The organism is Pseudomonas sp. CC120222-01a, assembly GCF_003097235.1.
Classification (GTDB): Bacteria; Pseudomonadota; Gammaproteobacteria; order Pseudomonadales; family Pseudomonadaceae; genus Aquipseudomonas.
In genome coordinates this window covers 76,852-101,776 of record NZ_QEQQ01000011.1, presented here as the reverse complement: position 1 = coordinate 101,776, position 24,925 = coordinate 76,852, and the positions used below count along the sequence as shown (strand labels likewise).

The following is a 24,925-nucleotide window of genomic DNA, read 5'->3' as shown; positions in this document are numbered from 1 at the left end:
CTCCGCGACCACTATGATCAGACTATCCAACCTCACTTTACAGCGTGGTCCGCAGCGCTTGCTAGAAGGCGCCGAGATGACCCTGCACGCCGGTCACAAGGCCGGCCTGATCGGCGCCAACGGCGCCGGAAAATCCAGCCTGTTCGCCCTGCTGCGCGGCGAGCTGTCGCCCGATGCCGGCGATTGCCAGCTGCCTGGCGACTGGCGCATTGCCCATATGCGTCAGGAAGTCGATACCCTCGATCGCCTGGCCGTGGACTATGTGCTCGACGGTGACGCCCGCCTGCGCAAGGTCCAGGCCGAACTGGCCGTGGCCGAGCAGGCCCACGACGGCACCGCCCTGGCGCGCCTGCACAGTGAGCTGGAAGTTGCCGACGGCTACACCGCCGATGCCCGCGCGCGTAAATTGCTGGCTGGGCTGGGCTTCACCAACGAGCAGATGGACCGCCGCGTCGGTGACTTCTCCGGTGGCTGGCGGATGCGCCTGAACCTGGCCCAGGCGTTGATGTGCCCGTCCGACCTGCTGCTGCTCGACGAGCCGACCAACCACCTCGACCTCGACGCGATCCTGTGGCTGGAAGACTGGCTCAAGGGTTACCCGGGCACGCTGTTGCTGATCTCCCACGACCGCGATTTCCTCGATGCCGTGGTCGACCATGTGCTGCACGTCGAGCAGCGCAAGCTCAACCTGTACAAGGGTGGTTACACCGCCTTCGAGCGTACCCGTGCCGAGCGCCTGGCGCAGCAGCAGCAGGCCTACGAGAAGCAGCAGGCGCAGCGCGCGCACATGGAAAAGTACATCGCCCGCTTCAAGGCCCAGGCCACCAAGGCCCGCCAGGCGCAGAGCCGGATCAAGGCCCTGGAGCGCATGGAAGAGCTGTCGGCGGCGCATGTGGATTCGCCGTTCGACTTCGTCTTCCGCGAATCGCAGAAAATCTCCAGCCCGCTGCTAAGCCTGTCCGAAGGCCGCCTGGGCTATGGCGACAAGGCGATCCTCGACAAGGTCAAGCTGCAGCTGGTCCCGGGTGCACGCATCGGCCTGCTCGGCCCCAACGGCGCCGGCAAGTCGACCCTGATCAAGAACCTCGCCGGTGAGCTCGAGCCGCTGTCGGGCCGCCTGGTGCGTGGCGAAAACCTCGCCGTCGGCTACTTTGCCCAGCACCAGCTCGACTCGCTGGACGACAAGGCCAGCCCGCTCTTGCACCTGCAGCGCATCGCGCCGACCGAGCGTGAGCAGACCCTGCGCGACTTCCTGGGTGGCTTCGATTTCCATGGCGACCGCGTCGACGAGCCGGTGGTGAACTTCTCCGGTGGCGAGAAGGCCCGCCTGGCCCTGGCGCTGATTGCCTGGGAGCGGCCGAACCTGCTGCTGCTCGACGAACCGACCAACCACCTCGACCTGGAAATGCGCCTGGCGCTGACCATGGCCCTGCAGGAGTTTGCCGGTGCCGTGGTGGTAGTGTCCCACGACCGTCACTTGCTCAAGAGCACCACCGACGACTTCCTGCTGGTCGCCGATGGCAAGGTCGAGACTTTCGATGGCGACCTCGACGACTACAGCCGCTGGCTGGTCGAGTACCGCCAGCGCAGTGCGCCGGCCAGCAACGCCCCGGCCAACCCGGACAAGACCGACAAGAAGGCCCAGCGTCAGGCCGCAGCGGCCTTGCGTCAGCAGTTGGCACCGCACAAGAAGGCGGCCGACAAGCTGGAGGCCGAGCTGAATCAGGTGCATGCGCAGTTGGCCGAGATCGAGACTGCGCTGGGTGACGGTGGTGTGTACGAGGCGGCGCGCAAGGATGAATTGCGCGACCTGCTGGCTCGGCAGACCAAGCTGAAGCAGCGTGAAGGCGAGCTTGAGGAAGCCTGGATGGAAGCGCTGGAAACGCTTGAGAGCATGCAGGCTGAGCTTGAGGCTTTGTCCTGATCCATTGATGTTGCCAGTGCTGGCCCCTTCGCGGGCACGCCCGCTCCCACAGGTACTTCACAGGCATTGAAGTCGGTGATTTTTCTGTGGGAGCGGGCGTGCCCGCGAAGAGGCCAGCACCGGCAATAGAATGCCCGCAGAATTTGCTGGTTATTTTTTCGCCAAAACCTTAGCTTAACGTTTTGCAACAATTGTTGAGCGAGGTGTGTGATGTCGATGGAAGTGTGGTTGGGCTTCTTTGCCGCGTGCTGGGTGATCAGCCTGTCGCCGGGTGCCGGGGCGATTGCCTCGATGTCCAGCGGGCTACAGTACGGTTTCTGGCGTGGCTACTGGAATGCCCTGGGCCTGCAACTGGGCCTGATCGTGCAGATCGCCATCATTGCCGCCGGCGTCGGCGCCATCCTTGCCGCTTCTGCCACCGCCTTCCAGGTCATCAAGTGGTTCGGCGTGGGCTACCTGGTCTACCTGGCCTACAAGCAGTGGCGCGCCCTGCCCATGGACATGGCTGACGAATCCGGCGTGCGCCCGATCGGCAAGCCGCTGAGCCTGGTGTTCCGTGGCTTCCTGGTCAACGTCAGCAACCCCAAGGCGCTGGTGTTCATGCTCGCGGTGCTGCCGCAGTTCATCAACCCGCACGCGCCGCTGCTGCCGCAGTACATCGCGATCACCGTGACCATGATCTCCGTCGACATGCTGGTGATGGCGGGTTACACCGGGCTGGCTTCGCGGGTGTTGCGCCTGCTGCGCACGCCCAAGCAGCAAAAGCGTCTGAACCGCACCTTTGCAGGCTTGTTCATTGGTGCGGCCACCTTCCTGGCCACTTTGCGCCGGGCGCCGATCTGACAAATCCCTGGGGCTGCTTTGCAGCCCTTTCGCGACACAAGGCCGCTCCTACAAGGGAACGCTATCTCCTGTAGGAGCGGCCTTGTGTCGCGAAAGGGGCGCAGAGCGCCCCCAGCTATTTCTGCTTGTCCACCAGACCCTTGAGCAAATCGACCGGCAGCGGAAAGACGATGGTCGAGCTCTTGTCCCCGGCAATCGCCCCCAGCGTCTGCATGTAACGCAACTGCATGGCCCCCGGCTCCTTGCTGAGCATCTGCGCGGCCTGCATCAGCTTCTCCGACGCCTGCAACTCACCCTCGGCATGGATCACCTTGGCCCGCCGTTCCCGCTCGGCCTCCGCCTGACGGGCGATGGCGCGGACCATCGACTCGTTGAGGTCGACATGCTTGATCTCGACGTTGGCGACCTTGATGCCCCAGGCATCGGTCTGTGCGTCCAGTACCTGGCGGATATCCAGATTCAGCTGCTCGCGCTCGGCCAGCAGTTCGTCCAGTTCGTGCTTGCCCAGCACTGCACGCAAGGTGGTCTGCGCCAACTGGCTGGTGGCGACGAGGAAGTCCTCGACCTGGATGATCGCCTTCTGCGGGTCGAGCACACGGAAATACAGCACCGCATTGACCTTCACCGACACATTGTCGCGGGTGATCACATCCTGTGGCGGCACATCCAGCACCACGGTACGCAAGTCGACCCGGACCATCTGCTGGATGACCGGAATCAGCAGGATCAGCCCCGGCCCCTTGACCTGCCAGAAGCGCCCCAACTGGAACACCACGCCACGCTCGTACTCGCGAAGGATGCGGAATGCCGACAGCAACAGCATGGCCAGCACGATCAGCACGGCACCGAAACCCACTTGCATGAACATCGTCAGCCTCCTTGCGCCGCGGGCGCGGCGGCGCTCACTTCCAGCATCACGCCATGGCGTGCCATGACCCGGACGTTCTGCCCGGCCTGCAGCGGCGTGTCGCACTGGGCTTGCCATTGTTCGCCCTGGGCCTGGACCGAGCCGCAGAACGGGTTGTCCGCCATCACCTGGGTGACCGTCACCAGGCTGCCGACCAGGCCAGCGTCACCGCTGACCAGCGCCCGTCGTCGCGCCTTGATGGCCATGCCCAGCACACCGCCGATCAGCAGCGCCGAGAGCACGGCGAGGGTGCCGATCAGCACCAGCGGGATACCGAACCCCGGTGCATCGGTGTCGATCAGGATCACGGCGCCGACCACGAAGGCGACGATGCCGCCAAGACCGACCACGCCGAAGCTGGGCAGGAACGCCTCGGCGATCATGAAGGCGATGCCGAGCAGGATCAGCGCCACGCCGGCGAAGCTCACCGGTAGCAGTTGCAGGGCATACAGTGCCAGCAGCAGGCAGATGCCACCGACCACGCCACCCAGTGCCGAGCCTGGGTTCATGAACTCGAACAGCAGGCCGTACACCCCGATCATGATCAGGATGAGCGCCACGCTGGGGTTGGTGATGACGGCCAGCAGGCGCGTGCGCCAGTCGGGCAGATGCTCGATCAAGGCGGCATCCCGGGTTTGCAGGAGCTGCGGCTGGCCAGCGGCAACCAGCGTCTTGCCGTCGAGCTGGCGCATCAGGTCGGGCAGGTCGTTGGCCACCTGGTCGATCACCTTCAGGCGCAGCGCCTCGCTGGCTGACAGGCTGACCGCCTCGCGCACCGCCTGTTCCGCCCAGTCGGCGTTGCGTCCGCGCAGTTGGGCCAGGCCGCGGATATAGGCAGCGGCATCATTGACCTGTTTGCGGGCCAGGGTTTGTTCATCGTCGCCGGGCTTGGCCTTGTCATCCTTCGGCACCCCGGGCGGGCCACCGATCTGCACGGGTGTAGCGGCGCCGAGGTTGGTCCCTGGGGCCATGGCGGCGACGTGGCTGGCATAGAGAATGTAGGTGCCGGCGCTGGCGGCACGGGCGCCGCTGGGGGCAACGTAGCTGGCGACCGGCACCGGGCTTGCGAGAATCGCCTTGATCATCTGGCGCATGGCGCTGTCCAGCCCGCCGGGGGTGTCCAGGCGCAGCACCACCAACTGGGCACCCTGGGCCTTGGCCTGTTCGAGGTTGCGAATCAGGTAGTCGGCGCTGGCCGGACCGATGGCGTCATCGATGCCCAGCACCCAGACACTGCCGGGCGCTGCCTGGCTGGCCGGGGCAAGGCCAAACAGCAGCAACAGCAGCAAGCAGCGGCAACATCGAGTGAACACCTGTCGTCACCTCGTTGACCTCTCTGTTTGAAGTTTAGCCATGCCTGCCGGCCCAAGGCCTAAAATTGGAAGTTGGGGGGCGAAACCGGAGGTGCATCATGCGTATGGCCAAGACCCTGCAGCAGCGCCTGGACCAGGCCAACTGCGATTACGACATCATTCCCCATCCACACTCGGCCACCAGCCTTGAGTCGGCGCGCACGGCTGGCGTACCTGCCGAGCGGGTGGCCAAGTCGGTCATGCTCGACGACCGCCATGGCAATTACATCATGGCCGTGCTACCGGCCAACCGGCACATGGACATGAGCAAGGTGCGCATGTCCGGCGCCTGGCAACTGACCCGCGAAAGCGCCTTGCCGATGCTGTTCGGTGACTGCGAAAGGGGTGCCATCCCGGCAATGGGTGACGCCTATCAGATCAAGATGCTGCTCGATTCGAGTCTTACCCGCCAGGGCGATGTCTACCTGGAGGCGGGTGACCACGATCACCTGATCCACATGAGCATGGAGCAGTACCTGAAACTGGTACCGCAAGCCGAAGTACGCGAGCTGTGCTGATGTTCTCAAGCCAATGCCGGGCCGGCGTCGTGGACGGCCAGCCCGGCACACAGGAGGAACCATGGACGCACCGACCCATCCATTCGCCGAACTGTTCAAGCAACTGGGCCTACCCGACGATGCGCAGAGCATCGACCAGTTCATCACCAGCCATTCACCGTTGAAGAACGAGACCAAGCTGGTGGATGCACCGTTCTGGACCGACTCCCAGCGCACCTTCCTGAAGGAAAGCATCATTGAAGATGCCGATTGGGCGGTGCCTTTCGATCAACTCAACGAAGCGCTGCGTCGCCCCCGAAAATAAAGTGCCGAGCGGCACCTGACGTGTGATTGGCCGTTGCTATGCTCAGGGAAAACAAGAGGGGTTAGCGTGATGAAAGATCCCTACGCACCAGGTTTCTGGTGCTCCGTGACGATCCTGGGCACCCTGACGGCCGGTTACTTCTACGGCATCCGCCACACCCAGCAGATGAACCAGGCGATACAGTTCCTTTACGCTGCCGCCGCCGTCACGGGCGCGGTCGCGTTGCTGGCGCTGACCTGGATTGCCTGGCAGCAGTTGCGCCTGAACAAGCGTGAGGTGATCCAGGGGCGAACGTTGCTGACCATCTGGAACACCAAGGTCGCGCTACGTCGCGTCGAGACGGTGTTCGACCGCTATTTCTGGGGCAGCTACTGGCATTCCGGGCGCACCTTCGAGGAGGTGATGGGCGAGCTCAAGGGCACTCCGCTGGAGCAAAGCCTGGATGCGCTGAAACGCCAGTGCCGGGCGCTCGACCGAGAAATCCACGACCATCACCATCACTGGCTGGCCAATGCCCGCGACCTGTCCAGCGTGGCCACGGCCATGGCCCGCGAGCGGTATCAGCTGGATTTGTGCGAACCGTCGAGCAACGGCCATGGCAATACCGCCGTGCTCAACCGTGACCTGGAGGTACTGGTGTACACCTGGTCGGCGCGCCTGCGCAGTTTCGACCATCAGCTGGACGAACTGGAGCGCGCCTACCACTGAGGCGCCATCATTCGCCGCGGATGTACTGCTCCAGTTGCTTGATCAGGCTGGCCTGCTCGGCGATGGTTTCCTTCACCAGGTCACCAATCGACAGCAGCCCGAGCAGCTTGCCGTTCTCGACGACAGGCAGGTGACGCAGGTGGCGGTCGGTCATTTGCTGCATGCAGTAATCCAGGTTCTTCTTCGGCTCCACCGTGATCACGGGTGCGCTCATGATCTCGCGCACCGGCGTGGCGGCCGAGGAGCGGCCCTTGAGCACCAGCTTGCGCGCATAGTCGCGTTCACTGACGATCCCCACCACCTGGTCGTTTTCCACGACCGGCAAGGCACCGACGTTTTTCTCCGCCAGCAGTTTCAGGGCGTCGAGCACCGAGTCATCCGGGCCGATGGTATACACGGTCTGGTGCTGGGACTTGGTCTTGAGGATTTGTTCGACGGTCTTCATACGGGCCTCTGCGGGTGGAAAAGACGAGCGCTTTGAGTAAATAAAGCATCCGGCACGCCAGCTTGCACGGCAATGCAGGAAACGGCATGGAGTCGATTGAAAAACGTCATTAGAGCGGCGCTTTTGGCAAGAGAGAGCGGGTACTCACGTTGGAGAAGGCAAAGGGATAGGCGGACTTCAGATTTTTCAGAATTTGCCTACGAAAGCTGCCCTCCCACAGCATCGGACTTCGAATTTACCCATCGCAATCAAAGGCTTAATTTCCAGTACTAGTTGAGATCCTGACGCCCGTGGTGCCGCGCACACGGGCGTTGATCTTTCTGGGGTGGAGAATGCTCGCGATGGAAAACAAGAAGTCATGGAGAACTCACAATTACCCAGGCGTAGCGCGTTGCAAGATGCCTTCATTGCCTTGGTTGAAATTGCACTAGCCCGCCGTCGCTCCGCTGACCACAGGGTAAATGATGAAGGTGTGCCTGCGTTTTCGTACTTGCTCACGCCTAAGCAGTTTGATCGTGTCAGGAGGATCTGCAAGGAGAAGGGCTGGGATGTGCCCAATCAAAGAGGCGTTCTCATTGATCTGGAAGCGGTCGCTCATCCTTTGGATGCGCGGATGACCAAAGATCGATGTACGGTTGAGGAGGTCTTGGAAATTCTGCTTGCGGCCTATTCGCCTCTAAGCCAGGTTGGCTTGAACAAGCCCAAGCATGCACAAGCGATCGTCTTCAATACGCGACAGAAAGTCCGCATTGGCAAGGCGAGCTTTTATGCAGTCGCCGTGGTCAGGATACGAGTTCAGGGAGGTAGAAAGTACTTGGCCCCGGTTACTGCATATCATGCAACCGAGGCCAAGATCAGGAATATCAGCTGACTACGCGGAAGGACGGCTTTGGAGGCGAATCTCCCACACTCAAGTGGAACGACTCATGTTGCCTGCAATCTCCCTTCATATGACCCCAGTATTCCGAGGCCTTCGCAGCACCGCCGACAAATTTTCTGCTGTCGTCGTAGTCAGGGCCAATGGTAGTTGGATGGCTACGCCGCTGCAAGCATTGCTCAAAGCTTCGGCATCTGTCCGATCCGCGCCACCATCTCGCTCACTACCTGCAGGTCGAGCATGAACTGTTCCACGGTCTTGAACTCGTTGTCGTTGTGCCCGGTGTACTTCACATCCGGCATGGCCAGGCCGAACTGCACGCCGTTGGGCAGGTCGTGCACCGAGGTGGCGCCGGCCGAGGTGCCGAACGCGTGCTTCATGCCCAGGTTTTCGCTGGCCACATCGAGCAGCGCCTTGACCCATTCGCCTTCGGGGTTGCGGAACATCGGCTCATCGAGGCTGTAGTCGAAGGCGACCGAAGTGTGGCTCTGGCGGGTCCATTTGCCCAGCTTGTCGGCCAGTTGGTCCTTGAGCGTGGCCAGTGGCTTGCCTTTGGGAATGCGCAGGTTCACGGCCAGCTTCAGGCCCTTGGCATCCACGCCGACGAAGGTCAGCGAGGTGGTCAGCGGGCCCATGAAGCTGTCTTCGAAACCGATGCCGAGTTTGTTGCCCAGGTAGTCCAGGCCCCAGTTGTCGGCGGCGTAGCGGGCGGCATCGGTGAAGTGGTTGTGCTTGAGCGGCACCTGCTGGCCCAGGCCATTGAGGAAGTCGAGCATGCGGGCCACCGGGTTGACGCCGGACTCTGGCTCCGAAGAGTGGGCAGAAACGCCGGTCACGGCAAGCAGTACGTTCTTGCCGTCTACCTTGGCGTCGATGCTGAAATCATTGCCATTGCGCTTCACGTAGTCGGCGCCGGCCTTCTCCAGGTGCTTGGCCAGCTCTGCCGGGTTGTCGGCAACCAGGGTCGCCACCGACGTGGTCGGAATCTGGTTGGTCGCCAGGCCGCCGGTCAGGTTGACGATTTCCGCGCCCTTGCCCGTGGCCGGGCGTTTGCTGAAGCTGGCCATGACCGTGCCGTAGCCTTTTTCGGCAATCACCACCGGGTAGCCGCCGTCGAGTGCCAGGTTGTAGTCGGGGGTCGGGTTGCGCTCGAAGTAATAGGGGATGGCGTCGCCGCTGGTTTCTTCGGTGGTGTCGATCAGCAGCTTGAACTGCCGGGCCAGGGGCAGGTTTTCGTCCTTGGCCACTTTCAGCGCATACAGCGCGACGATGATGCCGTTCTTGTCATCCTCGGTGCCACGGCCGTACATGCGGTCACCGACCTGGGTGACCTTGAACGGGTCGAGGCGGGTGCCGTCAGCCAGCTTCCAGTTGTCCGGGTTGACCGGTACCACGTCAGCGTGGGCGTGGATGCCGACCACTTCCTTGCCTTCCCCTAGCGTAATCTCGTAGACGCGGTTGTCGACGTTGCGGAAGACCAGGCCGAAGCTCTCGGCCAGGGCCTTGATCTTGTCGGCGACCTTCAGGAATTCGGGATTTTCGTGCTGCGGCACGCCGTCGACGCTGAAGGTGGGAATGGCCACCAGTTCACGCAGATTTTCCGTGGCGGCCTTGGCGTACTTGATGCGGGTGTACAGGCCGAGCAGGCGGTTGATCTCGTTCTGCTGCTCGGCGGCGAGCGGCTTGCAGGCCAGGTAGGCGTCGAGGGTGGCGGTGAGGTTGTCGGCCTTGGCCAGGTCGCTACCTTTGAGTTTGCCGAGGAATTGCTTGAAGTCGGCCGGGTTGCTGCCGTCGAAGGCTTTGACGATGGCGGCAGATTGTTGCTGGGTCAGGTTGGCCTGGGCCGGTTGGGTGAACAGGCCGATGCCGGCCAGCAGCAAGGCGGTGGAGGTGAGCTTTTTCAGATGCATGTGCACGCATTCCTTCGCGAATCATTGTTGTTGGGTACCCGTCTTGAACGGGAAAGCATCCAAGCTAACACCAATGAAATGCTGAGTGTAAGTCTGTGGTTTGTGCGAGTCATCACGCGCCCAACACTCAACGATTGCGTTAGCGGCGGTTTGAGGACTAACTTGAATGGATAGCTCAAGGACTTGAGCATGCACCTTCTTTGAGGAGTCAAGAGGGAATATGGACATATTGGCCAATGTCCCGACGTGGGGCGAAGTTGAAAGGAATCTCGAACAAAAATTCAGCCATCTCAATCAGAGCGTCGGTGCGAGCTGGGATCAGTTCAGTCATCATTGGAATGGATTTAGCCGTCGCATCGGTGACGTGGCCAGCCATGCCTATGGGCAGGTGGGAGGAAGTCGGATTGAATCAGTGAGACTGGCGATGACGCTGTCTTACCCGATTGTCCAGTCGGATTTGATGCAAAAATGGGCGAGTATCAACATATCCGAGATACTTCCGATCTTGCTTCAACTGGTCAAGGAAGTAGCGATGGTTGTCGGCGGCAGCGTAGCTGTTGGAACGATTGCTGGCGGCATTGGTGGATCATTCGTATTGGGTGCAGGTGCTGTGCCAGGGGCAGTGGCTGGTGCCGGTATAGGACTTCAGGTCGGCAATCTAATTCTCTTGGGTATAGGACTTTCGGCAATTGCTGATTATTTCTATCAAGGGTTGCCTGCTTGCCTTTCTTTATTGCACGAAGGCTTGGCCACTGCCTGGAGTGCAGAGGATGGGAGCCGGCCTGCAGGGCTCGATCCCACTGGTGCGGCTTCAGCGGAATACCAAGAGAATATAGAGCGGGCGGCGCGGCAACTGGCTAGGGGGCAAGAACAGTTGGTCTTGCTGTTGCTCATGGCGATCGTTGCGTATTTAATGCGTGGGCAGGTCAAGTCCGGTGTTCTGGGTGGTTTGGACAGTATCGCGGCGAGGAGTGCAAAACTACAAGCCGGCATGTCGAACAGGCAAATCGCCGGTTGGTTGGCGCGTAATGAAGAAGCATTACTCGCCAGGCCTGACTTGCGTATGAATGACACTGCGCCGGTTGTCAGCGCTAAAGTTGAACCTCCCATTGCTCGCGAGGTTAAACAACAAAAGCTACCGGAACAGAAGTCTGAAAGACATCCACCCAGGGGAGGCGAGCGTGGGGTTCTGGAAGACAGCGTTTTTGCGCAGGTTATCGCCAAGCCTACAAAGGCATTTAGCAGAGAGGGAAGGGAAATCTACACAGCCGCCGCCGGGCGCCCGATTAAAACTGTGGATGATCTGACCAAGGCGCTGCAACAAGGCGTGGTGAAACCTAGCCAAGTCCCGTTGGATTACGTTATGGTTGATGGGCGCAAGGTGATCGCAAATACCCGGAGTTCGACGGCGCTTATTAATGCTGGCATACCGAAGGCTGAATGGTATGGTGTCAATAAGACAGGTGTGATCGCCTATGACAATATTACCTTCGACATGCTTGTCAGAGATCAGTTGGAAAAAAACTACGGTGGGTCAATTGAAAAAGCCAGAAGGTGATGTTGAATGAAATTGCTTAAGCCGTTGTGTCGGTTGGACTTGGGATCATTCTTGCCGGCAGAGGGTGAAGACAGGGTAGAGATGGTTTATGCAGATGATGCGTTGGACGTCAATGTATATTACGAGTCGGAAAGCGCAGAAGGCGAAGAGAGCAAAAAGGTTATTCGGTTCGTCTGGCCGAGTTACTTTGTTAAAACTCCGTTTCCTGGGCACAGCCTTTTCAACTGCCCAGATGACCGTGATAACCCTATGCTGGACTGCCTTGTGGAGTATGAAGTTTCGGATTTGCTGATGGCCATCAACAAGGCAGGTAGCCCTTCTGCGCACAAGCACTTCAGGCTTTACCTGCAGTCAGAAGGTATGGCAATACATGTCGTTGCTCAGTCCTTCGAAGTGCTCGGTTGAGCCTTCACGCTCAATAATTCCGCTGGAACACTGGAAACAAGCCAAACTCCATTTTCCGCTTGGAAAAACTTGAAGCCCATGTTGTGCATTAGTAGGGCTTCAACTTCCAATACCACGGGCTTGCCATACCTTTGCCCGACAGATTTAGCGGTTTCCAGGTCTTCTGATAAATGAACGTGATGACGTGCCCCTGCGACAAGTCCATTATCCAGAATGGATTGCAGAAAACGAGTTGCTGTTCCATGGTAAAGACGATCAGGCGGAGTTAACTCAGAGTGTTTTATACATACACTTGCCGTTGAGTGACCTTGTGTTGCCCGGATAAATTTCCTGTCAGGCGAGATGGAAAAACGTTTTTTGCTGCTTTCAGCAACTATTTTTTCCAGCAGCGAGAGATCCAGAATTCGTCCCGCTTTTTGCGACGAGTCAAGCAGTGAGTCAATGCTCGCCCAGCCTTCGGCGTCCAGCGTCAAGCCAATCGACTGCGGCTCGTGCCTCAGCACATAGCTCAAAAACTTACTGATTTCTTCCGACTCTTTTTTATTCATGCCAATTTTTGCTCTCACCTAAGTTCATCGTTTTCCAATCAGGGACGGAAAACTGAACAAAACAGGTGATATTTAACACGATTTGCTTGGCGTAGGGGAGAATAGGTACGCTCGGGCGTGAGCTGGAAGGAGCTAGCTTTCGCTATGCACATCGCAGATGCGCTGTGCAGTTGAGGGAGAGGATGGCGCACTCGGCGGGATTCGAACCCACGACCCCTGCCTTCGGAGGGCAGTACTCTATCCAGCTGAGCTACGAGTGCAACGCGCAGGCATCATACCCATCTGATTCGGCGGCGTCCATCGCCTTGATCTGTGACAGTTTTTCCACCGTGCTCGGCTCCGGGAAACGGAAATGCATCTATCCATATGCGATATCAGTATTTCCTTACGAGTTCTTATGCCCTCTATGCTCTGGTCACAACTTGTTATAACAAGTCACCGATCAGCGAAGAGACCCATGGCCGAACTGCTCCCCCTGTCCCCGGTACCGCTCTACACCCAGCTCAAGGAACTGCTGCGCGAGCGCATCCTTGACGGTACTTATCCACCGCATAGCCGCATGCCCTCGGAAAGCGAACTGGGCAAGGCATTCGACGTCAGCCGTATCACCGTGCGCCAGGCGCTGGGTGATCTGCAGAAAGAAGGGCTGATCTTCAAGATCCACGGCAAAGGTACCTTCGTCGCCAAGCCCAAGGCGTTCCAGAACGTCAGCACCCTGCAAGGCCTGGGTGAATCCATGACGCAGATGGGCTACGAGGTGATCAACCGCCTGCGCAGCTTCCGCCATGTGCCAGCCAATGCCCTGGTGGCGGCGCGGCTGCAGGTAGAGGAGGGCAGCCTGGTCACCGAGATTCGCCGGGTGCGGCTGATCAATCGCGAGCCGGTATCGCTGGAGCTGACCTGGCTACCCAAGGCCGTCGGCGAAAAGCTGGAAAAGGCCGACCTGGTTACCCGCGACATCTTCCTGCTGCTGGAAAACGACTGCGGCATCGCCCTGGGGCATGCCGACCTGGCCATCGACGCGGTGCTGGCCGACAGCGACCTGACCCAGGCGCTGGAGGTGGAGGAGGGCGCGCCGATCATGCGCATCGAACGCCTGACCCACACCGCCGACGGCGCGCCGCTGGACTTCGAACACCTCTACTACCGTGGCGATGCCTTCCAGTACCGCCTGCGCATCGACCGCCAGAAAGGGAGCAAGGCATGAGCATCGAGACCCAGGACTACGACATCATCGTCATCGGCGGCGGCACCGCCGGGCCGATGGCGGCGATCAAGGCCAAGGAGCACGACAAGCACCTGCGTGTACTGTTGCTGGACAAGGCCAACGTCAAGCGCAGCGGCGCCATCAGCATGGGCATGGACGGCCTGAACAACGCCATCATCCCCGGCCATGCCACGCCCGAGCAGTACACCAAGGAAATCACCGTGGCCAATGACGGCATCGTCAACCAGGCCGCCGTGCATGCCTACGCGACTCACAGCTTCGAAACCATCGAGCAGCTCGACCGCTGGGGGGTGAAGTTCGAGAAAGACGAAACCGGCGACTACGCGGTGAAGAAGGTCCACCACATGGGCGCCTACGTGCTGCCCATGCCCGAAGGCCACGACATCAAGAAGGTGCTGTACCGCCAGCTCAAGCGCGCCCGGGTCGAGATCAGCAACCGTATGGTCTGCACCCGTGTGCTGCTCGATGGCGAAGGTGCCGCTGCCGGTGTATTGGGCTTCGATTGCCGTAGCGGCGAATTTCGTGTGGTGCGGGCCAAGGCGGTGATCCTCGCCTGCGGCGCCGCCGGGCGCCTGGGCCTGCCGTCGTCGGGTTACCTGATGGGCACCTACGAGAACCCGACCAATGCTGGCGATGGCTATGCCATGGCCTACCATGCCGGCGCTGAACTGGCCAACCTCGAGTGCTTCCAGATCAACCCACTGATCAAGGACTACAACGGCCCGGCCTGCGCTTACGTCACCGGTCCGCTGGGCGGCTACACCGCCAACAGCAAGGGTGAGCGCTTCATCGAGTGCGACTACTGGAGCGGGCAGATGATGTGGGAGTTCCACCAGGAACTCGAAGGCGGCAACGGCCCGGTGTTCCTCAAGCTCGACCACCTGGCCGAGGAAACCATCCAGAACATCGAAGAGATCCTGCACAGCAACGAGCGCCCCAGCCGTGGCCAGTTCCATGCCGGGCGTGGTACCGACTACCGCCAGCACATGGTCGAGATGCACATCTCCGAGATCGGTTTCTGCTCGGGGCATTCGGCCTCGGGGGTGTGGGTCAACGAGAAAGCCGAGACCAGCGTCAAAGGCCTTTATGCCGCCGGTGACATGGCGGCGGTGCCGCACAACTACATGCTCGGCGCGTTCACCTACGGCTGGTTTGCTGGCGTCAACGCCGCGCAGTACGTGGCCGGGCGGGAGCTGGCCGAGGTCGATGCCGGGCAGGTCGAGCGCGAACGCGCACGGGTGTTCGCCCCGTTGCACCGTGAGCATGGCCTGCCGCCAGCGCAGGTCGAGTACAAGCTACGGCGCATGGTGAACGATTACCTGCAGCCGCCGAAGGTGACCAAGAAGATGGAAATCGGCCTGGCGCGCTTTGCCGAAATCGAACGTGACCTCGAACAGATGAAAGCCGCTAACCCGCATGAGCTGATGCGGGCGATGGAAGTGTCGGTGATCCGTGACTGTGCCGAAATGGCAGCGCGGGCCTCGCTGTTCCGTGAGGAGAGCCGCTGGGGCCTTTACCACCACCGGGTGGACTTCCCCGAGCGCAACGATGGCGAGTGGTTCTGCCATTGCCATCTGAAGAAGGGCGAAGACGGTGAAATGACCAGCTTCAAGAAGGCGGTCGAGCCGTACCTGATCGCGTTGGATGCCCAGGAACAGACTGCCTATGACCGGCTGCGGGTGAAAGCCGACGCCGCCTGAGTAAAACAGAGGGCCAAAGGCCCCAAGGACCCCGTGAAATGGCCTACCAGCCCCAGGAAATATTCTTTCGCAGCAGCGCCCCGGTAACCATCGACGAAGACAAGTGCATCGCCGAAAAAGGCTGCACCGTCTGTGTCGAGGTTTGCCCCATGGACCTGCTGGCGATCAACCCGGCCACGCAAAAGGCCTACATGGCCTTCGACGAGTGCTGGTACTGCATGCCCTGCGAGAAAGACTGCCCCACCGGCGCGGTCAAGGTCGACATCCCTTACCTGCTGCGCTGATTCCACCCCCCCGCCATCCGGAGCACCACCGGACGCGCCTTCCTGCACTGCCCCTCGTTTCCCACCCCCGCGCCGGGCGGCGGAGACGACTCCAGCACTCAAACGATTCGAGGGGAAACACCCATGCGCCTTGTAGCAACTGAACGATGCACCGACAACCCCGAGATTCTCGACCTGCTGCCACGCCTCGAAGCCGACGACGCGGGCGTGCGGCGCATTGCCTTGATCGAGCTGGCCGACCTGGAAGACCCCGATGCCTTGCCATGGCTGACCGATGCCCTGTTGGTCGATGGCGCTGACGATGTGCGCGCCGAGGCCGCGCGCCTGCTGGAAGCCTGGGAGGAACCTGAAGTGGTGCAGGCCTTGTGCGCCGCACTGGCGGATGGCGCCGAAGCGGTACGCCTGGCTGCTGCGCAGAGCCTCAGCGAGTTGAAGAGCCCGGAAGCCGGTCAGTGGATTCTGCCGTGGACGACTCATGCCGATGCCTTCGTTCGCGCCAGTGCCTTGCGTGCCCTGCGTGAGCTGCGCCTGGACGATGCAGCCGAGCTTGCGCTGCGGGCACTGGAAGATCAGGACGCAGCCGTGCGGCGCGAAGCCGTGGCTGTGCTCGGTTGGCTCAAGTACGCGCCCGCGTTGCCTGCCTTGGCGAAGCTGGCCGAGCACGAGCCCGACACCGAGGTACGTCGCGCTGCGATTGGCGCCTTGGGCCTTGCGCGTGACCTCGCCGTATTGCCGGCGCTGGTTGGCGCCTTGCGCGACCCGGCCTGGCAGGTACGCGAAGAAGCCGCGACGACCCTGGGCAAGGTGGGCCATGCCCAGGCGGGCCCGGCACTGGTGGCGGCGCTGGGTGATGGCTTCTGGCAGGTGCGCTTGCGCGCTGCCCGTTCACTGGGCCGCCTGCGTCATGCCCAAGCGCTCGATGCCTTGGCCGACTTGCTGGGCCATGCCATCGCCAACCTGCGCAAGGAAGCCGCGCTGGCGCTCGGCGAATTGGGCCAGGCCAGCGCCCTGCAGGCGTTGCAGGCGGCAGAAGCGGACAGCGATCCGGAAGTGCGCAAGGCCGTGCGTATCGCCTTGGCGCAGCTGCGCGGAGCGGCTTGATGGACAGCCCGAGCGCAATACGTAACCAGCGCGAGGCCGGGCAGCTGACCGTGCAATGGCAGGATGCCGAGCAGGTCATCAGCCATGCGCGCTTGCGCGGTGCCTGCCCGTGCTCGCAGTGCCGCGCTGCCCGTTTGCGCGGTGCGATCGGCGTGGTGCAGGACGATGTGCGGGTAGAGCGCATCGAACCGCAGGGTTACGGCGTGCAACTGCTGTTCAGCGATGGGCACCAACGAGGTATCTACCCTTGGAAATACTTGCGCGGGCTGGGGGTGGCATAGCTGTACCTCATTAATCACCTCGGACAGGAGCAGTTTCAAGGCTTTCGAACCGAGGAGCATGAGCATGAACGATCCATACGCGCAGAGCCTCGAGTGGCTCAAGGACGCCAAGGCCATTGCGGAAATGGCCAGGCGCTACCGTGAGGCATTCCCTGACCTGCATTCACTGGCACATGAACAGGCAAGCGCTTACCTGTCGATGCAAACCGGCATGGCGCTCGACCCGGACCAGGTCTGGTGGCACCACTTTCGTAAGGGGGACAACCGGCGAGCGCGCTGTTTCACCGGCTGGACGCATCATCACGCACCGGTCAGCTCACTGACCTTTACCGACCTGTGGATCAGGCGTCTCGATGTCGAGTTGCAGGACGAAGATGCCGATACGATCTTTCGCCTGAACGGTTTTTACCGTGACGGGCCGGATGCGCAGGCATTCGATGCGCAGAACGAAGTGAAGCTTGACCCGGTGAAGGTCAGGAAACATTTCTGGGAGCTCAACTTTGCCAATGGGGTGCGTGAGCGCACGGAGCAGTTTTGGAGCAATGAAGGCAAGGATCTGCCGGTGTTGCTCAAGGTCAGTTTCATCGCTGCCATCGAGAGCAGCCTTGAGGCTGGCCATATCACCACCGAGGATCGCCAGCGGTTATGGGCGTGGATGGGGCTGGAAGCCGGGAAGCGCCTGAGCCTGGCCAGTTTGAGTGGCCCAGGCGGCACTGGTGATTACTCGGTTCGGCACTACCCGATGCACGGAGGAGGCCACTTGTTGACCTTCGCTCTGCGCAATGGCCGGTTTCTTCTGTATACCCCGACTGCGGACGTGGTACTGCAGGCATTCGACGACGTGGCAGCCTTGCGCGTCTGGGTTTCCAGGCAGTTGCACGGGGAAGATGGCCAGCACTGGTACGACGCCCTGCACAAGCCCTACGCCGAGGTTGACGAGGCCAAGCGCGAGGCCGGCCTGCAGCGACTGCGCGAGCGCAGCGGTACCGGGCCGGCGCCACACTGGCCGTTTGGCCTGGGCGTCGAAGTGGCTCGGCCGCTGTTTGAACAGATGAGCGAATGGGTCAAGGATGACGTCGAGGCCAGCCATCGCATAATGGTCTCCAACAGCGACCTGCACAAACAATACTGGCGCCATGAGCTGGGTATCGCGATCGCCGTGTTGAGTGTGTTCGCCTTGGGGTGGCAGCCTCTTGGCCTGGTGCTGTTCGTGCTGGGTAGCGTTCGCCTGGGGCTGGATATTGATGCGTTGGTGAATGCTCCCGACAAGGTCCAGCGCAATGAAGCGTTCACTTCAGCCGTGTGCGACCTGTTGGTGATAGCGTTTTCCGTATATTCGGTGCTGACGGAAGCGGCGCCTGAGCAGTGGGATACCTACATGGAGGTGGATGACACTTCCAGCGACCTGGTGTCGCGCGCTGTTCGCCAGCGTCACAGAACCTTGCTGAACCAGGCCGACCTGCCTGAGTTCGAAGGGCACATGGCGCCGATGGACGAATTCGGCACCCCACATGTGGAGCGCCAAGGCGAGCGCTTCTACAGCTTCAGGCACGAAGGTGACGGGCACAACAACCTGATCGAGCAATACAGTGGCCACATGGCCAAGGTCAACGATGTGTTCAGTATCGGCAGGCAGCGCCTGGCGGCGATACCTGAAGACGAGTTGCGGGCTTACCTCGACAACCTGTTCGACTCGATGGCGCAACTCCCTGGCAGCGGCGCCAAGGTGCTGTGGCGTGGAGGCCGTGGCCCGCGTGTGACCATCGGAGCGCGCTGGCGGGCCGGCGCAATCCGCCAAGGCGATGTGCTGGTCAGCACCGACATCACGTCGTTTACCGAGAGCCCCTACATCCCCCGACGGTTCATGCTGCCCAAGGCGGCGGTCGACCTGCCGTTGGCGCAGGTGGCGGAGCATTTCGATGACAACACAGTGTTGTACGAGCTGCTTGCCGATGGCCAGGCCAGTGGTGTGCCGGTGGCATCCCTGTCGCTGAACTGGCAGGAGGCTGAGGTGCTATTCACGCCCGGGCGCTACTTTCGAATCGAGTCCGCCGGCGAGATCAGCGGTGCGCATTACCGCTTTTTGCGCATCCGCTTGCGCGAAGTGCCCAAGCCCACCGGCAAACCGGTCTACGCCCTGCGCACCGGCCTGCCGTTCGATCGTCATGCCTACCAGCAGCTGGTGCAGCATGACGCTGTGGTCGAGCGCTTCTTCCCCGCAGCGGATTGGACCTAGAGGGCGATCAGTTCGGGCCGCAATCCTTCCACCCGACGTGCTGGCGGCGGCAGGTAGCCGCCGTCACCGGTGATCTGGTGCAGAACCCGTTCGCGCAATCCGTGCAGGGCCACACCGGTACGCAAGCGCGGGTGCGGCAGGTCGATCTCCACCACCGACTTGATCCGCCCGGGGCGTGGCTCCAGCACCACCACCCGGTCGGCGAGGTAGGTGGCTTCCTCGGCATCGTGGGTCACCAGCAACGTGGTGATGCCGGCACGTTCGCGGATGGCCAGCAATTCGTCCTGCAACTGTTGGCGGGTCAGTGCATCGAGCGCGCCGAACGGCTCGTCGAGCAACAGGATGCGTGGGCTGGCCACCAGGCCACGGGCAATCGCCACGCGCTGGGCCATGCCGCCGGACAGCTGGTGCGGGTAGGCCGATTCGAATCCGACCAGGCCCACCAGTTGCACGAACTCGTGCACGCGGCGGGCACGCTCGCCCTGGGTCAGGCGTTCGTTGACCAGGCCCAGGGCGATGTTCTGTTCCACCGTCAGCCAGGGGAACAGGCGATGCTCCTGGAATACGATACCGCGCTCGCCGCCGATGCCGCTGACCGCCTCGCCATCGACGCGGATGCTGCCGCTGAAGTCGGTATCCAGCCCGACCAGCAGGCGCAACAGGGTCGACTTGCCGCAGCCCGAGGCGCCGACGATGGCGATGAACTCGCCTTCGTTGATGGCCAGGTTGAAGTTGCGGATGGCCTCGAAGGGCTGGCCATCGACGCTGAAGACTTTGCCGACGCCTTCGAAGCTGACCAGCGGCGGCGTGGTGTCGGCCTGGTTGGCCGCGAGCAGGTGTGAAGCATTGAAAGCATTCATGCGGTTCTCCAGCGCGTGGCGCGCGATTCGAGGCGTTGGCCGAGGGTGCCGAGCAGGGCGCCGACCAGGCCGATCAGGACCATCGCGGCCATCACCTGGTCCATGCGGAACAGTTGCTGCGCGCCGATCATCAGGCTGGCGATGCCACCGTCCGAGGGCATGAAGTATTCGGCACCGATGGTGCCCAGCCAGGCGTAGATCAGTGACAGGCGCAGGCCGGCAAAGATGGCCGGAGCTGCACCCGGCAGCACCAGCAGGCGCAGGCGTTGCCACAGGTTCAGGCGCAGTGTGCGGGCCGCTTCGCCCAGTTGCGGCGAGAGGCTGGCGATGCCGCGCTGGGTGGCGATCAGCAGCGGGAAGAATGCCGCCAGCGCGACGAACACATGCTTGGCCCCTTCACCGAGGCCGAACCAGGCCGTGAGCAAGGGCACCCAGGCGAATAGCGCCACTTGCCGCAGGGCCGAGAGGCTTGGCCCGAACAGGCGTTCGGCGTTGTGGCAAAGCCCCAGCAACAGCCCGCTCAGCAAGCCGGCGCCGCCACCCAGGAGCAGGCCGGTCAGGGTGCGCTGCAGGCTCAGCAGCATGGCTTCTGGCAACGAGCCATCGGCCAGGCCGCTGAACAGGGTGCGCAGAACGTCCAGTGGGGATGTGAGGATGTTCGGGTCGATCCAGCCGAAGCTGTTGCTGGCCTGCCACAGCGCAACCAGCGCCGCCGGTAGCAGCAGGCTTTGCCAGCCCCGTGGAATGGGCCCGCGCTGTTGTTCGCCGGTGGCCGGTTGCGGCCAGTACAGCAGGCGCTTTTCCAGGGTGGAGAAACCACGCTCCAGTAACGCACCGACCAGGCCGATCACCAGGATGCACAACAGCACCAGGTCGAGCATGAACAACTGGCGGCCCCAGACCATCAGGTAGCCGATGCCTTCACTGGAGGCCAGCAATTCGACGGCCAGCAACGAGGTCCAGCCTGTTGCCAGGGCCAGGCGCACGCCGGTGAGGAACGCGGGCAGAGCGGCCGGCAGCAGCAGGCGCAGCAACAGCAGGTGACGTGGCAGGCGCAGCGCGGCGGCGGCTTCGCGCAGCTTGGGCTGGGCATCGCGCACGCCGACCAGGGTGTGCAGGGTGACCGGCACCACCACGGCCTTTACCAGCACCACCAGCTTGAGCAGTTCGCCGATCCCGAAGAACAGCATGAACAGCGGAATCCAGGCCAGGGTGGGGATCTGTGCCAAGGCCACGAAGGTCGGCAGCACCAAGGTCTGCGCCTGGCGTGAGGTGCCCAGCCAGGTGCCGAGCAGCAAGCCACTGCCGACGCCCGCCAGCAGCCCCCAGAACAGCCGCTGCAGACTTATCCACAAGTGCCCCCAAAGCTCACCGGAGCCAAACTCCAGCGCGCTTTGCCACACCAGCGAAGGTGCCGGCAGGATCTGCTCGCTCATCCAGTGCTGCCGGCTAGCCACGATCCACAGCAGTGCAATCAGGACCGGCACTACCCATGGCAAGACGCGGCCTTTGTGGGAGCGGCCTTGTGTCGCGATTGGGTCGCGCAGCGGCCCCCGCAGCCAACCCCGCCCTCTGCTCAGAACTCCATTCATCGGCCATCTCTCGAAGCGTTCCAATGTTATTCACTTATGGAATTAAAAATTCTCAAAAGTGGCTTTCAAGAGATAAAAGCATGCAGTCCTTGCAGGCGGAACCCTCTCACCATTGCGTTTTCCTCATATTTTCGATGCGTTTCCCGCAAGCCGCCCCGCGCCCCGCATCAATCCTCGTTTATGTCTTTCAGTTACTAAAAAATGAAGTTTTGATCTTTGTAGGTTCTAACCAGACCTGCCTAGCTTCTGGCCAAAGCGCCGGCCATCGCCGGTGGCAGCCTGCCAAGGAGCCTTGCCATGAAAACCCCTCTGCGCCACCTGATCACCGCCCTCGGTCTGGCCTTTACCCTGAGCGCCCACGCAGCCGAGCCGGCCAAGCCGGACAGCATCCGCATCGCCGTGCCCGATCTGAGCGCCGGCAGCAAGCACAGTGCTGGCGGTGTGGTCGATGTACTGCGTGACCAGCAACTGCTGGAAAAGGAATTTGCCAAAGACGGCATCCGCATCGACTGGCATTTCTTCAAGGGCGCAGGCCCGGTGGTCAACGAAGCCTTGGCCAACGGCCAGGCCGATTTCGCCTACCTGGGCGACCTGGCGGCGATCGTCGGCAAGGCCAACGGCCTCGATACCCGCGTGCTGTCAGCCGGTGTGCGGGGGGTGAAGAGCTATCTGGGGGTGGTGCCAGGTTCCGGCATCAAGACCCTGCACGACCTCAAGGGCAAGCGCGTGGCGGTGTTCCGCGGCACTGCCAACCAGCTGTCGTTCGCCAGTGCCCTGGCCAGCCAGGGGCTGTCCGAGCGTGACCTGAAAGTGATCAACCTGGACCTCAACGCCGCCAACGCCGCGTTGGCCGCCAAGCAGATCGACGCCACTTGGGGCTTGTCCAACCTGCTGTCGCTGCGTGAGCGCGGGCTGGTCGAGCTGCCCGTCAATTCCCGCGACCTGGCAGGCGCCGGCAGCACCCAGGCGGTATTGCTCGGCACCGGCGATTTCATCCGCAAGTACCCCGAGCTGGTGCAGCGCCTGGTCAATGCCCAGGAGCAGGCCGCCAGCTGGCTGCGCGACGAGCATAACCGCGAGGCCTATGTCGACCTGGTGGCGAGCAACGCCAACTGGCCGCGCAGCATCCTCAGCGATGACCTGGCCCAGGAAGACCTCGCCCATTACTTCGACCCACGGCTGGACGCCGATTTCGTTGCCCAGCTGCAGCAGGGCGTCGACCTGGCTGCCCGCGAGCGCCTGATCCGCCGTGGCTTCCAGGTTTCCGAGTGGATCGAACCGCGTTTCCTCGATGCCGCACTGCAACACCAACAGGCCGCGCAGGCCGCCCGCTGAACCCAAACCCGACCATGACCGCAAGGACCACGACCATGAGCAACGCCGCACAGGCCTTAGCGCCACACGCCCTCGAACTCGACATCCACCCGGTTGCCGGCCGCATCGGCGCCGAAATCCGTGGGGTGAAGCTGTCCGCCGACCTCGATGCCGCCACCATCGATGCCATCCAGGCTGCCCTGGTGAAGCACAAGGTGATTTTCTTCCGTGGCCAGACCCACCTGGACGACCTGAGCCAGGAAGGCTTCGCCAAGTTGCTCGGCGAGCCGGTCGCCCACCCCACCGTACCGGTGGTGGATGGCACCAGCTACCTGCTGCAACTGGACGGTGCCGAAGGCCAGCGGGCCAACTCCTGGCACACCGACGTGACCTTCGTCGATGCCTACCCCAAGGCCTCGATCCTGCGCAGCGTGGTGGCGCCGGCTTCCGGCGGCGACACCGTCTGGGCCAACACGGCGGCGGCCTATCAGGAACTGCCCGAGCCGCTGCGCGAGCTGGCCGACAAGCTGTGGGCGGTGCACAGCAACGAATATGACTACGCGAGCATCAAGCCCGATGTCGACCCGGCGAAGCTTGAGCGTTATCGCAAGGTGTTCACCTCGACCGTCTACGAGACCGAGCACCCGGTGGTGCGGGTGCACCCGATCAGTGGTGAACGTGCATTGCAGCTCGGTCACTTCGTGAAGCGCATCAAGGGCTATTCGCTGGCCGACTCGCAGCACCTGTTCGCGGTGCTGCAGGGGCATGTGACGCGGCTGGAAAACACCGTGCGCTGGCGCTGGGAGGCGGGGGATGTGGCGATCTGGGATAACCGCGCCACGCAGCATTATGCGGTGGATGATTACGGCACCCAGCCGCGGATCGTTCGTCGAGTGACCCTGGCCGGTGAAGTGCCGGTGGGGGTTGATGGTCAGTTGAGCTTGACCACGCGTAAAGGCTGATATCGCCGGGGCCGCTTTGCGGCCCTTTCGCGACACAAGGCCGCTCCCACAAAAAGCACGGCGTACGCCAATCAAATGTGGGAGCGGCCTCGTGTCGCGATACGGGGGCGAAGCCCCCGCCAGCTAAACCTCGGTATCACAGGCAATCAACTGCCTGACCAAACCCTGCGCTAACGGCGACAAGCCATATCCCACCCGGCTCACCACCCCATAGCGGGTATAGAACGCCTCTTCCTGCTCCGCTGCCAGGTCCACCAGTTGCAACGCCACCAGCCCCCGCTCCATCTGGTAAGGCCGCAAGTTGGCATTGCAGGCGATGCCAATGGTGTCCGAATGCATCACCACGTTCAGCAGCGCATACCCATGCTCGCACTCCACCGTCGGCAGAAAGTCCTGGCGGCCGCTGAGGTCGCTGAGGGTCTTGCGGATGTTCGGCGGGCGGAAGGTGGTTGCCAGCGGGTAGTCGAACACATCCTGTGCGCGTACCTCGGCCCGTTCGGTCAACGGGTGCCCGGCCCGGCAGCAGAAGTGCCAGCGTTGCGGTGCCAGCTTGTGAACGCGGTAATCCGGGTCGGACTCGAACTGCCGTGTGTCGGCCACGAAGAACTCGATCTCTTCGGCAATCAGCTTGCGATTCAGCACCTGCCAGTTATCCACCTGGAAGCAGGTGCGCGCCGCCGGATACTCGGCCACGAAGCGCGCCACCGCCCGTGGCACCAGGCCTCCCGCGGGTGCCGGGCCGGAGCCGAAGCGCACCACGCCGGTGGTGGCACCATTGAACTGGTGGATCTCGTTCACCAGGTTATGCGCCCCGTGCACCAGGCGCCGCGAGTGCTCCAGCACCAGCAGGCCCTGGCGGGTGGGTGAAAGCTCCTTGCTGGCACGGTCGACCAGGCGGCAGCCGATGTTGTGCTCCAAGGTCTGGATGCTGCGGCTGAAGGCCGATTGCGACAGGTTCACCGCCGCGGCTGCGGCGACAAAACTGCGGTGCTCGACAAGGGCTATGTAGTGGCGCAGCTGACGCAGATCGATATGCATTTTCTACATTGAAACCTTCGGTCAAATGCA

General features: G+C 62.1%; 24 protein-coding genes and 1 tRNA gene. 16 read left to right on the top strand and 9 right to left on the bottom strand.

Going from position 1 to position 24,925, the window contains the following annotated elements; all coding sequences use genetic code 11:
• The first annotated feature begins 13 nt into the window (after positions 1 to 13).
• Together N430_RS15775 and N430_RS15770 are read left to right on the top strand one after the other, a co-directional pair.
• Positions 14 to 1,924 (top strand): ATP-binding cassette domain-containing protein, encoded by a 1,911-nt coding sequence (locus N430_RS15775; RefSeq protein WP_110637908.1) that lies wholly within the window; start codon positions 14 to 16, stop codon positions 1,922 to 1,924.
• A 210-nt stretch (positions 1,925 to 2,134) separates the two neighbouring features.
• Entirely contained in the window at positions 2,135 to 2,767 is a 633-nt protein-coding gene (locus N430_RS15770) for a LysE family transporter (protein ID WP_110637907.1), read from the top strand.
• Between the two features lie 115 nt (positions 2,768 to 2,882).
• Here N430_RS15770 and N430_RS15765 read toward each other — a convergent pair whose 3' ends face one another.
• A complete protein-coding gene (locus N430_RS15765) occupies positions 2,883 to 3,635 on the bottom strand; it encodes a slipin family protein (protein ID WP_110637906.1) in 753 nt (250 codons plus the stop codon).
• Positions 3,636 to 3,637: 2 nt separating this feature from the next.
• Positions 3,638 to 4,987, bottom strand: a complete 1,350-nt coding sequence (locus N430_RS15760; protein WP_110637905.1) for a nodulation protein NfeD — start codon at positions 4,985 to 4,987, stop codon at positions 3,638 to 3,640.
• A gap of 98 nt (positions 4,988 to 5,085) precedes the next feature.
• Between N430_RS15760 and N430_RS15755 the strand changes: the two genes are divergently transcribed.
• The 3 genes from N430_RS15755 (at position 5,086) to N430_RS15745 (ending at position 6,556) form a co-directional block, all read left to right on the top strand.
• Positions 5,086 to 5,544 carry an aminoacyl-tRNA deacylase gene (locus N430_RS15755; protein WP_027916942.1) on the top strand — a complete coding sequence of 153 codons (459 nt, stop codon included), beginning with the start codon at positions 5,086 to 5,088 and terminating at the stop codon, positions 5,542 to 5,544.
• Positions 5,545 to 5,605: 61 nt separating this feature from the next.
• Positions 5,606 to 5,848 carry a DUF2789 domain-containing protein gene (locus tag N430_RS15750; protein WP_110637904.1) on the top strand — a complete coding sequence of 81 codons (243 nt, stop codon included), beginning with the start codon at positions 5,606 to 5,608 and terminating at the stop codon, positions 5,846 to 5,848.
• A 69-nt stretch (positions 5,849 to 5,917) separates the two neighbouring features.
• The gene (locus N430_RS15745; RefSeq protein WP_110637903.1) at positions 5,918 to 6,556 is read left to right on the top strand and encodes an NADH:ubiquinone oxidoreductase subunit N; all 639 of its coding nucleotides are present in this window, start codon (positions 5,918 to 5,920) and stop codon (positions 6,554 to 6,556) included.
• Between the two features lie 7 nt (positions 6,557 to 6,563).
• Here the strand turns inward: N430_RS15745 and N430_RS15740 are convergent, their stop codons facing one another.
• Positions 6,564 to 7,001 (bottom strand): CBS domain-containing protein, encoded by a 438-nt coding sequence (locus tag N430_RS15740; protein ID WP_110637902.1) that lies wholly within the window; start codon positions 6,999 to 7,001, stop codon positions 6,564 to 6,566.
• Positions 7,002 to 7,359: 358 nt separating this feature from the next.
• Here N430_RS15740 and N430_RS15735 point away from each other — a divergent pair, with 358 nt between their 5' ends.
• Entirely contained in the window at positions 7,360 to 7,872 is a 513-nt protein-coding gene (locus N430_RS15735; RefSeq protein ID WP_110637901.1) for a hypothetical protein, read from the top strand.
• A gap of 185 nt (positions 7,873 to 8,057) precedes the next feature.
• Here N430_RS15735 and N430_RS15730 read toward each other — a convergent pair whose 3' ends face one another.
• The gene (locus N430_RS15730; RefSeq protein WP_110637900.1) at positions 8,058 to 9,788 is read right to left on the bottom strand and encodes a dipeptidase; all 1,731 of its coding nucleotides are present in this window, start codon (positions 9,786 to 9,788) and stop codon (positions 8,058 to 8,060) included.
• Between the two features lie 220 nt (positions 9,789 to 10,008).
• On the opposite strand from N430_RS15730, the gene N430_RS15725 reads away from it, so the two are divergent.
• The gene (locus N430_RS15725; RefSeq protein ID WP_110637899.1) at positions 10,009 to 11,346 is read left to right on the top strand and encodes a DUF6861 domain-containing protein; all 1,338 of its coding nucleotides are present in this window, start codon (positions 10,009 to 10,011) and stop codon (positions 11,344 to 11,346) included.
• 6 nt (positions 11,347 to 11,352) lie between these two features.
• The gene (locus N430_RS15720; protein WP_110637898.1) at positions 11,353 to 11,751 is read left to right on the top strand and encodes a hypothetical protein; all 399 of its coding nucleotides are present in this window, start codon (positions 11,353 to 11,355) and stop codon (positions 11,749 to 11,751) included.
• Here the strand turns inward: N430_RS15720 and N430_RS15715 are convergent.
• The gene (locus N430_RS15715) at positions 11,727 to 12,299 is read right to left on the bottom strand and encodes an RNA 2'-phosphotransferase (protein ID WP_110637897.1); all 573 of its coding nucleotides are present in this window, start codon (positions 12,297 to 12,299) and stop codon (positions 11,727 to 11,729) included. The two genes, N430_RS15720 and N430_RS15715, sit on opposite strands and share 25 nt — an antisense overlap.
• Positions 12,300 to 12,482: 183 nt before the next feature.
• Positions 12,483 to 12,559: transfer RNA gene (locus tag N430_RS15710), tRNA-Arg, on the bottom strand.
• 197 nt (positions 12,560 to 12,756) lie between these two features.
• Here N430_RS15710 and N430_RS15705 point away from each other — a divergent pair.
• From N430_RS15705 to N430_RS15680, 6 genes are all read left to right on the top strand, one after another.
• Positions 12,757 to 13,506: a GntR family transcriptional regulator gene (locus N430_RS15705; RefSeq protein ID WP_110637896.1), complete on the top strand. Its 750-nt coding sequence runs from the start codon at positions 12,757 to 12,759 to the stop codon at positions 13,504 to 13,506.
• The gene (locus N430_RS15700) at positions 13,503 to 15,227 is read left to right on the top strand and encodes a fumarate reductase/succinate dehydrogenase flavoprotein subunit (RefSeq protein WP_110637895.1); all 1,725 of its coding nucleotides are present in this window, start codon (positions 13,503 to 13,505) and stop codon (positions 15,225 to 15,227) included. Before N430_RS15705 ends, N430_RS15700 begins: the two co-directional genes overlap by 4 nt.
• A 38-nt stretch (positions 15,228 to 15,265) precedes the next feature.
• The gene (locus tag N430_RS15695; RefSeq protein WP_008096634.1) at positions 15,266 to 15,511 is read left to right on the top strand and encodes a ferredoxin family protein; all 246 of its coding nucleotides are present in this window, start codon (positions 15,266 to 15,268) and stop codon (positions 15,509 to 15,511) included.
• Between the two features lie 123 nt (positions 15,512 to 15,634).
• Positions 15,635 to 16,612 carry a HEAT repeat domain-containing protein gene (locus N430_RS15690; RefSeq protein WP_110637894.1) on the top strand — a complete coding sequence of 326 codons (978 nt, stop codon included), beginning with the start codon at positions 15,635 to 15,637 and terminating at the stop codon, positions 16,610 to 16,612.
• Positions 16,612 to 16,893, top strand: a complete 282-nt coding sequence (locus N430_RS15685; RefSeq protein WP_110637893.1) for a gamma-butyrobetaine hydroxylase-like domain-containing protein — start codon at positions 16,612 to 16,614, stop codon at positions 16,891 to 16,893. Before N430_RS15690 ends, N430_RS15685 begins: the two co-directional genes overlap by 1 nt.
• Positions 16,894 to 16,957: 64 nt before the next feature.
• Positions 16,958 to 19,129: a dermonecrotic toxin domain-containing protein gene (locus tag N430_RS15680; protein ID WP_110637892.1), complete on the top strand. Its 2,172-nt coding sequence runs from the start codon at positions 16,958 to 16,960 to the stop codon at positions 19,127 to 19,129.
• Here the strand turns inward: N430_RS15680 and N430_RS15675 are convergent.
• Positions 19,126 to 19,989 (bottom strand): ABC transporter ATP-binding protein, encoded by an 864-nt coding sequence (locus tag N430_RS15675; protein ID WP_110637891.1) that lies wholly within the window; start codon positions 19,987 to 19,989, stop codon positions 19,126 to 19,128. The two genes, N430_RS15680 and N430_RS15675, sit on opposite strands and share 4 nt — an antisense overlap.
• Positions 19,986 to 21,581 (bottom strand): ABC transporter permease, encoded by a 1,596-nt coding sequence (locus N430_RS15670; protein ID WP_110637890.1) that lies wholly within the window; start codon positions 21,579 to 21,581, stop codon positions 19,986 to 19,988. Before N430_RS15670 ends, N430_RS15675 begins: the two co-directional genes overlap by 4 nt.
• Before the next feature lie 297 nt (positions 21,582 to 21,878).
• Here N430_RS15670 and N430_RS15665 point away from each other — a divergent pair, with 297 nt between their 5' ends.
• Both N430_RS15665 and N430_RS15660 read left to right on the top strand, forming a co-directional pair.
• Complete coding sequence (locus N430_RS15665) at positions 21,879 to 22,916, top strand: ABC transporter substrate-binding protein (protein WP_110637889.1); 1,038 nt, start codon at positions 21,879 to 21,881, stop codon at positions 22,914 to 22,916.
• Between the two features lie 35 nt (positions 22,917 to 22,951).
• Positions 22,952 to 23,857 (top strand): TauD/TfdA family dioxygenase, encoded by a 906-nt coding sequence (locus tag N430_RS15660; RefSeq protein ID WP_110637888.1) that lies wholly within the window; start codon positions 22,952 to 22,954, stop codon positions 23,855 to 23,857.
• 123 nt (positions 23,858 to 23,980) lie between these two features.
• On the opposite strand, the gene N430_RS15655 is transcribed toward N430_RS15660, so the two are convergent.
• Positions 23,981 to 24,895: a LysR family transcriptional regulator gene (locus N430_RS15655; RefSeq protein ID WP_110637887.1), complete on the bottom strand. Its 915-nt coding sequence runs from the start codon at positions 24,893 to 24,895 to the stop codon at positions 23,981 to 23,983.
• Between the last annotated feature and the right edge of the window lie 30 nt (positions 24,896 to 24,925).